Origin of the sequence: Acinetobacter sp. YH01005 (genome assembly GCF_013420465.1) — a bacterium.
Classification (GTDB): Bacteria; Pseudomonadota; Gammaproteobacteria; order Pseudomonadales; family Moraxellaceae; genus Acinetobacter; species Acinetobacter amyesii.
Genome location: NZ_VOYA01000024.1, coordinates 21067 through 36380 on the forward strand (window position 1 = coordinate 21067; position 15314 = coordinate 36380).

17 protein-coding genes and 2 pseudogenes are annotated in these 15314 nt (G+C 38.5%); 12 read left to right on the forward strand and 7 right to left on the reverse strand.

Features of this window, described 5'->3' with window-relative positions; all coding sequences use genetic code 11:
- The first annotated feature begins 389 nt into the window (after positions 1-389).
- From argC to FTT72_RS13820, 5 genes are all read left to right on the forward strand, one after another.
- On the forward strand, positions 390-1436 hold the full coding sequence (argC, locus tag FTT72_RS13800; protein WP_180007810.1) for an N-acetyl-gamma-glutamyl-phosphate reductase: 1047 nt from the start codon (positions 390-392) through the stop codon (positions 1434-1436).
- A 79-nt stretch (positions 1437-1515) separates the two neighbouring features.
- Positions 1516-2265: a hypothetical protein gene (locus tag FTT72_RS13805; protein WP_180178559.1), complete on the forward strand. Its 750-nt coding sequence runs from the start codon at positions 1516-1518 to the stop codon at positions 2263-2265.
- A gap of 18 nt (positions 2266-2283) precedes the next feature.
- Positions 2284-2697, forward strand: coding sequence for an ATP-dependent Clp protease adapter ClpS (clpS, locus tag FTT72_RS13810; protein WP_078188641.1), 414 nt, complete (start codon positions 2284-2286; stop codon positions 2695-2697).
- Positions 2698-2709: 12 nt separating this feature from the next.
- Positions 2710-4986: an ATP-dependent Clp protease ATP-binding subunit ClpA gene (clpA, locus tag FTT72_RS13815; protein ID WP_180178560.1), complete on the forward strand. Its 2277-nt coding sequence runs from the start codon at positions 2710-2712 to the stop codon at positions 4984-4986.
- A gap of 76 nt (positions 4987-5062) precedes the next feature.
- On the forward strand, positions 5063-5416 hold the full coding sequence (locus FTT72_RS13820; protein WP_180177366.1) for a YnfA family protein: 354 nt from the start codon (positions 5063-5065) through the stop codon (positions 5414-5416).
- A 47-nt stretch (positions 5417-5463) separates the two neighbouring features.
- Here the strand turns inward: FTT72_RS13820 and FTT72_RS13825 are convergent, their stop codons facing one another.
- From FTT72_RS13825 to FTT72_RS13835, 3 genes are all read right to left on the reverse strand, one after another.
- Positions 5464-5940, reverse strand: a complete 477-nt coding sequence (locus FTT72_RS13825) for a hypothetical protein (protein WP_180178561.1) — start codon at positions 5938-5940, stop codon at positions 5464-5466.
- A gap of 90 nt (positions 5941-6030) precedes the next feature.
- A complete protein-coding gene (gene argF / locus FTT72_RS13830) occupies positions 6031-6951 on the reverse strand; it encodes an ornithine carbamoyltransferase (RefSeq protein WP_078193464.1) in 921 nt (306 codons plus the stop codon).
- A 112-nt stretch (positions 6952-7063) separates the two neighbouring features.
- The gene (locus tag FTT72_RS13835; RefSeq protein ID WP_111883702.1) at positions 7064-7717 is read right to left on the reverse strand and encodes a TetR/AcrR family transcriptional regulator; all 654 of its coding nucleotides are present in this window, start codon (positions 7715-7717) and stop codon (positions 7064-7066) included.
- Between the two features lie 239 nt (positions 7718-7956).
- On the opposite strand from FTT72_RS13835, the gene prpB reads away from it, so the two are divergent.
- On the forward strand, positions 7957-8841 hold the full coding sequence (gene prpB / locus FTT72_RS13840; protein ID WP_078188636.1) for a methylisocitrate lyase: 885 nt from the start codon (positions 7957-7959) through the stop codon (positions 8839-8841).
- Between the two features lie 3 nt (positions 8842-8844).
- The gene (prpC, locus tag FTT72_RS13845; RefSeq protein ID WP_180041409.1) at positions 8845-9981 is read left to right on the forward strand and encodes a 2-methylcitrate synthase; all 1137 of its coding nucleotides are present in this window, start codon (positions 8845-8847) and stop codon (positions 9979-9981) included.
- Between the two features lie 64 nt (positions 9982-10045).
- Here the strand turns inward: prpC and FTT72_RS13850 are convergent, their stop codons facing one another.
- Entirely contained in the window at positions 10046-10663 is a 618-nt protein-coding gene (locus FTT72_RS13850) for an aminotransferase (RefSeq protein WP_180041410.1), read from the reverse strand.
- A 78-nt stretch (positions 10664-10741) separates the two neighbouring features.
- Positions 10742-11218, reverse strand: coding sequence for a CinA family protein (locus tag FTT72_RS13855; protein ID WP_180041411.1), 477 nt, complete (start codon positions 11216-11218; stop codon positions 10742-10744).
- A 236-nt stretch (positions 11219-11454) separates the two neighbouring features.
- Between FTT72_RS13855 and FTT72_RS13860 the strand changes: the two genes are divergently transcribed.
- The gene (locus FTT72_RS13860; protein ID WP_078190858.1) at positions 11455-11685 is read left to right on the forward strand and encodes a hypothetical protein; all 231 of its coding nucleotides are present in this window, start codon (positions 11455-11457) and stop codon (positions 11683-11685) included.
- A gap of 161 nt (positions 11686-11846) precedes the next feature.
- Here the strand turns inward: FTT72_RS13860 and FTT72_RS13865 are convergent.
- Positions 11847-13069 (reverse strand): annotated as a pseudogene (locus FTT72_RS13865) (IS256 family transposase).
- Between the two features lie 232 nt (positions 13070-13301).
- On the opposite strand from FTT72_RS13865, the pseudogene FTT72_RS13870 reads away from it, so the two are divergent.
- The 4 genes and pseudogenes from FTT72_RS13870 to FTT72_RS13885 all read left to right on the forward strand — a co-directional run.
- Positions 13302-13544: pseudogene (locus tag FTT72_RS13870) on the forward strand (IS982 family transposase); the annotation flags it as partial.
- Between the two features lie 503 nt (positions 13545-14047).
- Positions 14048-14269: a transposase gene (locus FTT72_RS13875; RefSeq protein WP_067766975.1), complete on the forward strand. Its 222-nt coding sequence runs from the start codon at positions 14048-14050 to the stop codon at positions 14267-14269.
- 125 nt (positions 14270-14394) lie between these two features.
- The gene (locus FTT72_RS13880; protein ID WP_067766972.1) at positions 14395-14610 is read left to right on the forward strand and encodes a cold-shock protein; all 216 of its coding nucleotides are present in this window, start codon (positions 14395-14397) and stop codon (positions 14608-14610) included.
- A gap of 3 nt (positions 14611-14613) precedes the next feature.
- Positions 14614-14826, forward strand: coding sequence for a hypothetical protein (locus FTT72_RS13885; protein WP_078193454.1), 213 nt, complete (start codon positions 14614-14616; stop codon positions 14824-14826).
- A gap of 204 nt (positions 14827-15030) precedes the next feature.
- Here the strand turns inward: FTT72_RS13885 and FTT72_RS13890 are convergent.
- Positions 15031-15314 (reverse strand): integrase core domain-containing protein (locus tag FTT72_RS13890; RefSeq protein ID WP_004777403.1); only part of this gene is annotated, 284 nt, incomplete at its 5' end.

The window sequence follows — 15314 nt, forward strand, 5'->3', positions numbered from 1 at the left end:
ACGTTCAGATTGCTTTACTAAAATAGCATCAAAAATAATATTTTCAGGTTCGCGGGATATTTGGTTTTTGGCCCAAGTTGATTTCCCAGCCCCTTGGCATCCGATCAATATATAAATGATTTTAACCTTTGGGTTAGTTTTTAATTCATGCTTAAAAGCGTCAAAACAGCATTGTCATGCTGGAATATTTCTTTCTTTAGTGAAGACACGACCTTGAGCTGTGGATAGGTAATGATCAGGATTTATATGCATGATCTGACTTAATAGGATTCAGAAGATAAGTTAACATTATAAAGTGAAGCTTTATATGTCAAAACAGTTCAGAAAACCGTAACTTCCTGTCATACTACGCAGTCATCAAATGGATACTTTGAATAGAGGTAAAGAGCGTGATTTCAGTAGGTATTGTCGGCGGTACAGGTTACACAGGTGTTGAATTACTGCGTATTTTACTGCGACACCCAAATGCAGAAGTGAAAGTTTTAACTTCGCGTACTGAAAATGGCCGCCGTGTGGATGATATGTTCCCAAGCTTGCGTGCACATACAGACCTTTGCTATTCAGATCTAAATATTGAAGAACTAAAACAATGTGACGTTGTATTCTTTGCGACGCCGCACGGTGTTGCAATGAAACACGCAGAAGAGTTAGTTGCTGCAAATACTAAAGTGATTGACCTTGCTGCTGACTTCCGCTTGCAAGACTTAGCTCAATTTGAGAAATGGTATGGCCTCGACCATGCTTGCCCAGAATTATTAAAAGATTCAGTTTACGGTTTGTCTGAATTAAACCGTGAAAAAATTCAAAAGGCTTCAGTGATTGGTAACCCAGGTTGTTACCCAACAACTGTTCAGCTCGGTTTAGCGCCAGTATTAAAAGCTGAAGGATTAGTGAAACCTGAAAGCATTATTATTGATGCAAAATCAGGTGTGTCTGGTGCAGGTCGTAAAGCCAGCCTGGGTATGATCTATTCTGAAAATGCAGATAACTTTAAAGCTTATGGTGTAGCGGGTCACCGTCATCACCCTGAAATTGTAGAAGCCTTGGAAAATATTTCAGGTCAAAAAGGTGTGTTTAACGAAATTTTATTCGTACCACATTTAGTACCAATGATTCGTGGCATGCTCAGCACTATCTATATTGATTTGACAGACGCAGGTGCTTCTGCGGATTTACAAAGTATATATGAACAGTTCTATGCCAATGAGCAGTTTGTAGATGTTATGCCTGCAGGTAGCTCACCTGAAACACGTACTGTGCGTGGTGCGAACCAATTACGTATTGCGATTTGCAAACCTCAACCGAAAAAATTAGTGATTTTGGTGGCTCAAGACAACTTGGTGAAAGGTGCAGCAGGTCAAGCCGTACAAAATATGAACTTGATGTTTAGTTTTGCTGAAAATGCAGGACTTCAAGGCATTGGTTTATTACCATAAGAAACGATTTAAAACTTCACACACATTTAAAACTGGATTTAAATGTGTGCCTTGAGTGAACTAAAAATAAGAGATGACGATGTCGAATACAGAATCTAATTTCAAGTCAGAACCTGAAAACAGTGAAAAAACGCCTTTTATGAAGACGAATATGCCACTGGCGATTGGTGCAGTTGTACTTGCATTGAGCAGCGGTTTGCTCGGATATAGTATTGGTCATCGTCAGGGCTTAACTGTGGTCGGTTATGATGCAGATGCAGAGCAACTTGTTGATGTGGTGCAAAAGCAAAAAACTGAATTAGCAGGCCTGAATAAAAGTTTGAATGCGGCAATTCAAGAGCGTGATGTTGCTGTAAGTAATTCAAATGATTTATATTTGGCTGTTAAAAAAGCACGTGATGATCAAGAGTTAACCGGTAATTTGGGTGTTTTGTATCGTGAAGTATTGCGCCAACGTGGTGGTATGCCGCTTGCAGTACAACATTTAGCGATTAAACCGTTACCTGAAAATGCGTATGAATACCAACTTGATCTCGTTCAAGTAAGTCCGTCAAAAAGTAATGTGTCTGGAAGTGTTGAGCTGCGTTTAATTAAGGGTACAGAAGTACTTGTAGTGCCTTTAGAGGACAAAAACTTTAACTTTAGCGAAAGTGAGCGACTCACTGGACGTTGGACCATGCCAAAAGGCTTTAGTCCAGACTTTATTGAAGTGCGTTTAAGCGGTTCTAAACCCGTTATTCGCCGTTTTAGTTGGTCGAAAGGTCAGCCTGTTGAAAATCAATCTACCTTCCTTTCAGAAATTCCTCAAACTGAAGCAAGTGCAAACTAAGTGTGAAACCTAAATCCTATGCGAACCAATAAGCGTCAAACGTGTTTATCTGACATTAAAAATTCATTTTACCAATCTGGTTTAGTGGACTGGCATCTAAACCCGACTCTCAGCCAAGGTACGCAGGATGATGGTGATTCAGACATTCAAGTATTGACTGCGCCACCTGAGTTAAAGCGTCCTCCTATGTATGCTGTCGTTTTAATGAACGATGATTACACCCCAATGGACTTTGTAATTGAAATTTTACAACAATACTTTGCTTTGAATCTTGACCAAGCCACTCAAGTAATGCTAACTGTACATTATGAAGGAAAGGGTGTTGCAGGGGTTTATCCGCGAGACATCGCAGAGACTAAAGCAAATCAGGTCAATAATTACGCTCGGTCGCAAAGTCATCCATTACTTTGTCAGATTGAGCCAAAAGATTAATAAGGGGATTACATGCTCAGTCGTCAATTAGAAGTATCACTACGTTTGGCTGTCAGCATGGCTCGTCAAAAGAGACATGAATTTTTGACGGTAGAACATTTATTATTGGCTTTACTGGATAATGATTCCGCTGTTAATGCATTGAAAGCATGTGGCGCAGACATTATTGTACTTCGCAAAGAACTTGAAGAATACGTAGAACAACATACCCCTAAGCTTGGCGAAAATAGCGATCAAGCACCACATCCTACAGAAAGTTTTGATCGTATTTTGCAGCGTGCAATTTTCCATGTTCAATCGAGTGGTAATGACCGCACTGTAGAAGGTGCAGACATTTTAGTTGCGATGTATTCAGAGCGTGATTCATTTGCGGTGTATTTACTTAAACGCCATCAAATCAACCGTTTGACATTAACGCAGTATTTGTCACATGGCACACGTAAAGATGAAGTCCAAGCTGAAGAGGAAATTGAAGAGCTCGATGGTGAAAGCACCACGTCTTCAAATTCTGGCCCATTAGAGCTTTATACGACCAATCTCAATGTTGAAGCTCAAAAAGGCAAAACAGATCCACTGATTGGTCGTGAAAAAGAAATTGAACGTACAGCTCAAATTCTGTGCCGCCGTCGTAAAAACAACCCACTTTTGGTGGGTGACCCAGGTGTCGGTAAAACTTCGATTGCTGAAGGTTTGGCTTGGCTCATTGTAAATGGCAAAGCTCCTAAACCGCTTGAAAATGCAGAAGTATTTAGTTTAGACATTGGTGCTTTAGTTGCTGGAACTAAATACCGTGGTGATTTTGAAAAGCGTTTAAAACAACTGCTAAATGCCTTGAAGAAAAAGCCTGAAGCTATTTTATTTATTGATGAAATTCACATGATCATCGGTGCAGGCTCAAGTATGGGCAGCACGATGGATGCATCGAACCTCATCAAGCCAGCTTTGGCGAATGGTACTTTACGTTGTATCGGTTCAACGACTTTCCAAGAATATCGTCAAGTTTTTGAAAAAGATCATGCATTATCTCGTCGTTTCCAAAAAATTGATGTCAATGAACCATCTATTTCAGAAACGATTGATATTCTGCGTGGCTTAAAAGGCAAATTTGAAGAATTCCATCATGTGAAATACGAAGATCAAGCGTTGGTTTCTGCGGTTGAACTATCAGCGAAATTTATCAATGATCGTTTCTTGCCTGATAAAGCCATTGATGTGATTGATGAAGCTGGTGCGCAGCGTCGTTTAAAAGCTGAGCAAGATGATACAGTCATTTCAGTTGAAAACATTGAAGATATCGTTTCGAAAATTGCGCGTATTCCACCGAAAACTGTCTCTAAAGATGACAAGAGCGTTCTTGAAAATCTAGAGCGTGATCTGAAACGTGTGGTGTTTGGTCAAGATGAAGCGATTGAAGCGCTTGCATCTGCGATTAAATTATCTCGTGCAGGTCTTAAAGCACCAGATAAGCCAGTGGGTAATTTTGTATTTGCTGGTCCTACAGGCGTGGGTAAAACTGAAGTCACTAAGCAATTGGCAAAATTGTTAGGCGTTGAACTTGTGCGTTTCGATATGTCTGAATACATGGAACGTCATGCCGTATCTCGTTTAATTGGTGCGCCTCCGGGTTATGTAGGTTTTGATCAAGGAGGTTTGTTGACCGACGCGATTCATAAAAATCCGCATTGCGTACTTTTACTAGACGAAATTGAGAAAGCGCATCCAGATGTCTTTAATTTGTTACTTCAAATTATGGATCATGGTTCATTAACGGACAACAATGGTCGTAAATCTGACTTTCGTAACGTCGTGTTAGTACTGACTACGAATATTGGTGCAGAATCAATTTCACGAGTGAGCATTGGTTTCATGGACCAAGACAACAGTAATGACAACCAAGACGCGATGAAAAAAGCCTTCTCTCCAGAGTTCCGTAACCGTTTAGATGGTGTAATTCAATTTAAAGCATTGCCAACAACGGTCATTGAAAGTGTGGTTGATAAGTTCTTAACAGAGCTTCAGGCACAGTTAGATGACAAGAAAGTGGTTCTTGAAGTCGATCAAGATGCACGCGAATGGATGGCCGAGCAAGGATACGATCGCTTGATGGGCGCTCGTCCAATGCAGCGTTTAATCCAAGAGCATTTGAAAAAACCGCTTGCTGAAATGATTTTGTTTGGTGAGCTTGCGGAACATGGCGGCAATGTTGCTGTTTCAGTGAAGAAAGAAAATGGCAAAGCAGTGGGCTTAAAACTCGAAGTGTTTGAAGACCAAACCGCTGAACTTGCTTAATCAATTTAATTAACAAAAACCCGTGCTTGCACGGGTTTTTTATATTTATTCAACGCTAGATTTGGATTTCTCAATGATGGACGTATCATTAACAAAAGTGCTGACCACTTTCGGTTTATTTGCACTAACAGCATTGATGGAAATTTTAGGCTGTTACTTCCCATATTTGATTTTAAATCAGCAAAAATCGCAGTGGTTATGGATTCCAACAGCCCTTGCATTGGCTGCATTTGTTTGGTTATTGACTTTGCATCCAGCAGCTTCGGGTCGCATTTATGCAGCCTATGGCGGAATCTACATTTTCTCTGCATTACTGTGGTTGCGTTTTGTCGATCACGTAACTCTAACACGTTGGGATATGCTAGGTGGTGTCATTGTATTGGTAGGTGCAGCTGTGATTGCATTACAGCCTCAAGGTTTAATTCGTTAAGTTTAATATTGCAGAAGTTAAACCAGGAGCTGTAAGAAATCAGATTTTTATTTAAATTTACATTCAGCGTTGTGGATTTTTATTTCGTATTTCTGTTGAGGTGAAGATAAATCCATTTCCAATACATATGGATTTACACGTTGAAATTGATGCTCAAATAGCAATTCACAATTTTGTAGAGAATTCTTTTTGATCAGTTGTTTGACTTGCTGTTGACCCACTGATTCTGCAAATTGTGTAAAGTCAGGTGTGGTGATAATTCCTTCGATTTCTATTTTATCTGCTGAAACTTCCATTTTTTCCATCAACATATTTTGGTCAACTTGAAAAGGAAGAGTACGAGAGTCCTCGTCACTTATGGCAGAAAGTATTTCATCTAATGCAGCTTTATTTTTGATTTGGTATGCAGCATCCAAAATTCCTTTTTTTACGAGGTATTGATCTAATTCACTTGGTTCACCAGCAAAGCTAAAAGTAGATAAGCTCAATCCAAGAGCCAATAAGCAAATATTTCTTAAACGCATAATCTTAATCACTTATAAAAGTTATGGTTTTATTAAAGCATGCAAAAACAAAAAAAGCACCCGAAGGTGCTTTTTTATCTAAGTAAAACCTTAGTCTTTTTTAAGATTTTCGTTAATTAAGAATTCAACAAGTGCTTTTTGTGCATGTAAGCGATTTTCAGCTTCATCCCAAACCACAGCATTTTTGTGGTCAAGCATATTTTCAGAAATTTCTTCGCCACGATGCGCAGGTAAGCAGTGCATAAATAGGCAGTCAGCGTGAGCAAGATCCATCAGGCGTTCATTCACTTGATAATCAGCAAACGCTTTTTCACGAATTTTTTGTTCTTCTTCTTGGCCCATACTTGCCCAAACATCTGTCACGATTAAATCTGCATTAACCGCAGCATCTTCGGCAGAATCAACAAGTTCCACACAGTGTGCAAATTCAGATAAAAATTCAGCTTTAGGTTCATAGCCCTTAGGTGCAGCGATTTTTAATTTAAAGCCCCACATATGAGCAGCTTCAATATATGAGTTACACATATTGTTGCCATCACCAATCCAAGCAACCGTTTTACCTTCAATAGAACCACGGTGTTCAACGAATGTTTGAACATCGGCAAGTAATTGGCAAGGGTGGTGATCATCTGTTAATGCATTGATGACAGGAACTTTTGAATAAGAAGCAAAACGTTCAACAATGTCATGACCAAAAGTACGAATCATCACAATATCAAGCATGCTTGAAATCACACGTGCAGAATCTTCTACTGGCTCACCACGACCTAATTGAGAGTCACGAGATGAAAGGAAAATTGCGCTACCACCAAATTGGCTCATTCCTGCTTCAAACGATACACGTGTACGGGTGCTCGATTTCTCAAAAATCATGCCCATGACTTTACCAACGAAAGGTTGGAAAACTTCATTGTTATGCTGTTTGCGCTTGAGTTCGATACCGCGCTGTACAATTTGATTAAGTTCTAAAGTCGATAAATCGCGTAAAGTTAGAAAGTGACGTAGAGCCATTGTTACTCCACAATAATTGCTGAATCAAAAAACAAAACAACAATTAGTTGTTGGTTGGTTAGAGAAAAAGGAATCGATTAATATACTATAAGAGAGGTAAATTGCAAAAAATCTAGCGCTTTTGGTGACCGTCTAGGAAACGATCGACGCAATAACTGATGTAATTGATGGTTTCTTGATCATTTTCATCAATGGTGATGCCCATGAGAACGCGCCATTCTAAATTTCGCAAAATTCCAAAATAAAATTGAGCCGAAAACAGCGGGTTTTCACAATACAGCAAACCGTGTTGATGTGCTTGATATAAAATTTCCGCAACGGTGTTCTGAATTTGTTTTGGGCCTTGCTCATGAATATAACGTGCTATTTCAGGATTACGTCCTGTTTGTTCTAAGACTAACCGCATAAATGCCGCATTTTCAGGCATCACGATATGCTGATGAAAGTCACTTAAAGTATTGATGAGATAAGCACGAATATCGGTGTCAGGGCTCACCGTAAATGGTAGGCAAATATCTTTGAAAAATAAGCAGCGACGATAGTCACAAATGGCCTTAAATAATCCGTCTTTATTACCAAAATATTTATAGATTGACGCTTTTGAACCACCTGCATGATTCACGATGTCATCTAATGAAACTGCATCAAAACCACGTTTTAAAAAAAGCTCCGTAGCACTTTCTAAAAGCGCAACACATCGTTCATGTCCGCGCCGCGTTTGTGGCTGGTCATGCGTTAGAGGTTCAATGTGTATTAAATCTTGCATAAAGTGATAATTTTTAACAAAAAAAGAGCTGATTTGACGATAATTATAGCAAAAAAATTAGTACTTTTCTGCTTTGCTTATAAATTAGAGATCTTTGACTAAAGAATAACAACAGATAGGTGATAAGTGAAATATTTGACTAAAGTTTTAGAGTTAATATTCTACAAAGCCATAGAGTTGGAAAAAAATATGGATATACTCAAACTTCGAAAATTAAAGTAAATGCCGTGGAAAGGAATATGACACAACAAACGTCTGCAGGCTTAAGATTTAGACAAGCATTGGAAGTAGAAAAACCATTACAAATCATTGGCACAGTAAATGCCTATGCAGCAATGATGGCAAAAGAAGTTGGCTATAAAGCGATATATTTATCTGGTGCAGGTGTTGCGAACTATTCATATGGTTTACCTGACTTAGGCATGACCAGTTTAGACAATGTTTTGGAAGATGTTCGTCGTATTACCGAACGTGTAGATACACCATTACTTGTCGATATCGACACAGGTTGGGGCGGTGCATTTAATATTGCCCGTACTGTGAAACAAATGATTGCTGCGGGTGCAGCAGCAGTTCACATCGAAGACCAAGTGGCACAAAAACGCTGCGGACACCGTCCGAACAAAGAAATCGTGTCACAACAAGAAATGGTTGACCGTATTAAAGCGGCAGTCGATGCAAAAACCGATTCAAACTTTGTGGTGATGGCACGTACAGATGCATTACAAAAAGAAGGTTTGCAAGCAGTGATCGACCGTGCATGTGCCTGTGTAGAAGCAGGTGCAGATGCGATCTTTGCTGAAGCAATGACTGATATTACCATGTACAAAACAGTCTGCGACGCTGTTGGTGTACCTGTACTGGCAAACATTACAGAGTTTGGTGATACCCCTTACTACACCAAAGAAGAACTAGGCGAGCAAGGCATTTCAATGGTGCTTTATCCATTGTCTCCGACACGTGCAATGCAAAAAGCGGCACTCGAAGTGATGCATGCAATCCGCAATGACGGTACACAAGTCAATGTACTGGATAAAATGCAACAACGAAAAGAACTCTATCAATTCCTCGATTATCACACTTTTGAAAACACCTTAGATAAATTGTTCACTGAAGGAAAATAAAAAATGGCTGAAGGAAAAGTACTCACGGGCGCAGGACTGCGCGGACAAGTAGCTGGTAAAACTGCATTGTCAACTGTAGGCAAAAGTGGTGCGGGCTTAACCTATCGTGGTTATGACGTTCAAGACTTGGCAGAAAACTGTCAGTTTGAAGAAGTCGCGTACCTGATTTTCTTTGGTGAATTACCAACAACAGAACAGCTTGCAGCATACAAAGCCAAACTCAAATCACTGCGTCAATTACCACAAGCGTTGAAAGAAGTTTTAGAGCGTATTCCTGCTGACTCACACCCAATGGACGTGATGCGTACAGGCGTTTCAATGTTAGGTAACCTTGAAACAGAAAAATCATTCGATGAACAACAAGATGTTGCAGATCGTATTTTGGCAACGCTTCCTGCGATCATCTGCTACTGGTATCGTTTTAGCCATGACGGCGTACGTGTAGAAGAAAATACCGATGATGATTCAATTGGCGCTCAATTCTTGCATTTACTTCGTGGTGAAAAACCAAATGAATTGCATGAGCAAGTGATGAACGTATCACTGATTTTGTATGCAGAGCATGAGTTTAACGCATCTACTTTCACAGCACGTGTATGTGCTTCAACATTGTCAGATATGCATTCATGTATCACAGGTGCAATTGGTTCACTTCGTGGTCCACTCCACGGTGGTGCAAACGAAGCTGCGATGGAAATGATTGAAAACTGGACGACTCCTGAAGAAGCTGAACGTGAAATGCTCGGCAAACTTGAGCGTAAAGAAAAGATCATGGGCTTTGGTCATGCGATTTATAAAGACAATGACCCACGTAACGGCATCATCAAAATCTGGTCTGAACGCCTAGCGAAAGACGTTGGCGATACGGTACTTTATCCAGTATCAGTACGCTGTGAAGAAGTGATGTGGCGTGAGAAGAAACTGTTCTGTAATGCAGATTTCTTCCATGCATCGGCTTATCACTTCATGGATATTGCAACGAAATTGTTTACGCCAATTTTTGTAATGTCACGTGTAACAGGCTGGGCTGCACATGTAATGGAGCAGCGTGCGGACAATCGTATTATTCGCCCAAGTGCGGACTATACAGGTCCGGAATTACGTAAAGTTGTGCCAATTGCAGAGCGTTCTGCAGCATAATTTTAAGTGTAATAAAAAAGCCTCAAAAGAGGCTTTTTTATTATTTGTTATTTAATTTAACAATCTATTTGGTTAATAAAACTGGATCTTCAACGCTATATCCTGTTTCAAATGGAATCCCTAGATATTTAACAGTTACTAAATAAAAAGGCTTTTGCACTACACGATAAGTTTTAGAGATTTTTAAACCTTCTTTATAGGTCTCAGCCTTTTGTACAGCGCTTTTATACTGCGAATTTTTAACACGATATTGATAGGTCCATTTATCAATGGTTTCAGTGGGGTCATACCATGATTTAGCAGTGCCATTCATGGTTGTTAATAACTGTATTCGAGCATTATTGTTATTTACTGGTGTTAATTTGACTAAACGTTTTTTTATTTTCGCGATTTCTTTATCAAACTGGGTGCTGTCTTGATCGTAATCAATCCGTTTTGTCTTTGGATTAATATACAAAGACTTCACTGTAATTAATTGCGTCGGTTTTTGGCTATTTAATTGATAATAATATAATTGTGGTAAACGACCACGACCATCTTCAAAATGACGCATTAAATAGATTTTTTGGTCTTTTTTATCAAAACCTAAAACCTCAATGTTTTGAGGGCCGCCTACCGTCGCGAAAGCAGAGCAGGACAGTAGGGTGCTAATTGCGAATGCATTGAAATGACGTAGCTGCATTTTCTTGTCCTGATAAGTAAATTCCTCAATACAGTATGCGATGCAAAATGATATTTAAATATGAAGATTATGTATGTTTTATTCTGCATTTAAGATGTCTAATACACTGTGAGCAACATTTTCAGTTAACTGATCTAGGCGTTCTAAAGCCGTACCCAAAATAAAATAATGATAATTATAGATACGACCATCATGTAAGATTGAAATATAAAATGTTCCTTCGGGTTTTTCTACGGTTGCACTGCCACCGGGTTTGAGTAATCCGGTGCAGGCCACCACGAAGTCCGCATGAAAAAATAGTTGTTGTCCTTGCTCAGCCATCGCTTGAGTCACTTCTGCGGATTCGGCCGTAAATTTTTCTATTAGTAGAGGATCTACTTTTAAAATTTCACGCTTGATCGATGGATCATAGCTGACAAGACCACCTAACAAGATATCTGCACCACTATTCTTATAAATTGAAAATTGGCTACATAAATAACCAGAGCTCGCACTCTCGATAAACGCGATAGTCATGGATTTTTGTTCTAAAGCATCGCAACACAGTTTAAGCATGTGCTTACCCCAAAGTAGAATGGTGAATGATCATTAGTATTCTTAAAATTTTAGCATTGATTTCGCTCGCCTGTAATTTCACTAAAAGTCTAAGTTGGTACTGTGTGTGTTGTGGAATTCACGAAAATAGCGTGATTGTTTAGAAGCTGTACGAAAATATGAAATAAAGGTTTCTTCGGAAGGAAAACGATGTTAAAACTTAAAATAAAGAGCGTAACAAAAGTAGGTTTATTTCAATGAAAACGACTGTTAAATATGTAGTATTAAAAAGCCTAGACTATCAATTGGGCACGCCACTTTTTCAAGAAGAATTAGACGCAGATAGCCTGTATTTTGATCAAATTCCGGCTGTAATTCAGTATCAAAATCATCAATTCAAAGTGAAAAGCAAAGAGTTAAAGCGTGTTTATTTGGCGGAAGAAAATGAAGACATGCAAACCATTATTGTGAAAGTACTTGCCGTTTAATTTCGATCAATTTGTAGTATTAAAAATACAGTTCTCATTGAGTTGGGAGCTGTTTTTTTTGTATTTGACAGACTCAAATTTATATATAAATCTAGATTTAAAGGAGATATGTATTTTTAATGGAGCATGTAAATAATTTTGTGTAATTGCTTTTCATCAATTTAAAGGTGATTGCTTAAGCGGTCACCGAATTCAATAATAAAGCGGCTCATGGCTAAACGCCAGTCGCGAATCGGCATATTCCACTTTTTAGATGCTGCATCAATGGCCAGGTAAATCACTTTACGTACAGAATCATCCGTTGGAAAGACTTTACGTTTTTTGATCGCTTGGCGTATTACGCTGTTTAATGACTCGATTGCGTTGGTAGTGTAGATGGCTTTGCGTATCTCGGCTGGATAAGCAAAGAAGGTATTCAGATTCTCCCAATGCGTACGCCAGCTTTTGCTGATCTGTGGGTACTTGTCATCCCATGTTTGGGCAAATTGATCTAGGGCCATCAAGGCTGCCTCTTCAGTGGGTGATTGATAAACGGCTTTTAAATCCTGAGTGACCACCTTGTAATCTTTCCATGACACGTATTTCAAGCTGTTGCGTAGCATGTGGATAATGCACAGCTGGATGTGGGTTTGCGGGTATACGCTGTTAATGGCATCAGGAAAGCCTTTTAGTCCTGAGAAGCGCTGCTTCGCAAGGCAGGCGATCAGAATATCCTGCAACCCTCGGTTTTTCAGCTCAGTCAGAACATTTAGTCAGAACTTGGCAACTTCATTCTCAGCCATCCACATGCTGAGCAGTTCTTTGTGTCCATCAAGATTAATGCCTAAGGCAAGGAATACAGCCTTGTTGATGACACTGCCATTATGACGGACTTTAACTACAATACAGTCCATATAAACGATGGGGTAGATTGCATCCAGCGGACGGTTTTGCCATTCAGCAACCTGCTCATTGACGGCATCAGTCACCTTGGAAATGAGCGTTGGAGATACATCGGCATCGTACATTTCCTTGAAGGTAGCAACGATTTCACGGGTGGTCATACCTTTGGCATAAAGGGATAGAATCTGGTTATCCATTTGCGTGATACGGGTCTGATTTTCTTAATCAACTGAGGTTCGAAAGTACCATAACGATCACCTGGTGTGGTGATCTCAATCTCCCCATCATCGCTAAGTACAGTCTTACTAGAATAACCATTGCGTGAATTTGAGCCAGATTTACGGGCATTTTTTTCATGTCCGAGATGTTCGGTAAGTCCGGCATTGAGAGCCGTTTCAACAGTGAGTTTAGTCAACAATCGGGTGAATTGGTTTAGATCGTCTTCTGTTTTGATTCCTTTAGCAAATTCTGCTGCAAGGTCTTTTAGTTTTTGTTCGTTCATCATATTGCCTGACTCCGTTGTGAATATGAAGGTAGCAAATTCAGGCAATTACACAATTTAAATTACAGTCTCTTTTAGACCACTTGATCGTGTCGTCTTCGCTATTCGACTAACAGCTATTTAATCCCCCAGATATTATTTAACCCGAATCGCGGATAAGAAATAAACTTGACAATAAGAAGACTAGAGCCATCAGTTGAGTTACCACACAAAACTCACAACTCTAGTCCTAATGTTCAATAGTACCGAATTATTCTGCGTAATTGATGATTTCTTTCTTAAATTTGAAGCAACTTATTGGAACTTTCTCAAACAAAATAGCCATTCTTTAAGAATCAGACGTGCTCATCTGACGATCTCAGAAATCTGCTTTATTGCCATTTGGTATTAATGTTCTTATTTCAGCAATTTCAAAGCCTTTTTCACATGGTTAAAAGAAGATAAAAGACATTTGTTTAAAAGCTTACCATGTTACCATATGACAGACAAAGCACAGGCGAAACTAGACTTAGAAATTAGTATGAAGTGTTGTAATCCTAATGCCCCGAATATGCCTAGCTAACAAAAAAGTTAATTTATAAGTTATGAAATATAAATAAAATTGAGATAACATTAGGTATATATTAAAATATTTGATATAGTGTGTTTGATCGAATCCGTAAGCGGAACGGTAGTGTTTGAGTTGTTAACGGAATTGCGTATTCCCTCCATTCTGATGTTCAAGCATCAAATTCAAACAGTTAACGCATAGCATGAATTCGCATCATGCCGATCAAGGGAAGCCTGCAGCTATCCGTGGGTTTTCCTTAAATTCTATTTTTAAGATATTAATTTAATTTTTTTTATCTTTCTTAAATTTCATAGCTACTGTAAATATCATAAGTTTAAATTTTTCTTAAGTGAACAATCTCCAAAATTAAAGTTGGTTTTATTTTTAATACTATTCTGTTTACAAAAGCTCATTATATGAGTCAATAAATGAACATATCTAACGGCTGGACTACTGCTTCAGCAACTAACGGCGATGAAATTCGTGTGAATATTATTCCGTTAAAAAAAATTCAAAGCAATTTGAATGGTAAAACTTTAGTTGAAGTTGCTAAACAAGTTGTCCTAGAGTCAGGACAAAAGCTAACTTTAAATATTGATGGTAAATCTTTTTATACTGAACTAAATAAACTATATAAATTGTATTTTTAAACTCTCACTCTTAAACCTGAACAACTTAGAGCTAAAATTTTTTAATTAAATTATTTATAAATTAATTATTTATTTTCTTAATTTTTTCAAGAACTCTATATTAAATATTATTAAAGGAAATTATTATGTCAAATTTAACTACAGGCACTGTTAAGTGGTTTAACGATACTAAAGGCTTCGGTTTCATCGCGGCTGATAACGGCGAAGAAGTTTTTGCTCATTTTTCTCAAATCATTTCAGGTGGTTTCAAATCACTTGCTGAAGGTCAGCGTGTACAATTTAGCGTATCAAAAGGTCAACGTGGTTTCCAAGCGAGTGAAATCGTTGGGATTGATGGCTAATACATGGAAACTTTATTAAACAAAGTAATGTTAGATGTGGTTGATCAACATGGCGCTGTCTATACACTAGAAGCTATGTGCGAAAAGTCATCTGATGAGCCAAATAGTTTTGGGGATTGCGTCCGTTATCTAAATATAGATGATGAAATAATTAAGCCTAGCTTTGATATGCATTTCTACAGTGATAAAACTGGAAAAATATTTAAGTTATTTTAATTTTTACATGCATTTAAATTAACCTCCTCCGGGAGGTTTTTTATTGGGTGAAATATGGAGCCTGATGTATATAAAGCGCTAACCAAAAAGATACGTCCCAAAAAGAAACCACGCACCAGGCCTTTACCTAAAGCCAGTGAAAAAGAGGTGGTCCCACATGTTTGAACAACTAAAAGCTTATTTATAAGTGATACTCTGCTCTAGTTAAGCTACCTTATTTTGTTGTGGTAGCTGGTCATAGTAAAACTCATTTGGTGTCATTTTGTCTAGACTCGAATGAGGTCGTTTCAGATTATAAAACTCAAAATATGCACTCAATTGCTTTTTCGCATCTGTGACACTGCTATAAGCTTTGAGATAGACCTCTTCATATTTAACGCTCCGCCATAATCGTTCAACCATCACATTATCAACCCATCGACCTTTACCATCCATACTGATTTGAATGCCATTTGATTTCAATACATCAATAAATGCATCACTGGTAA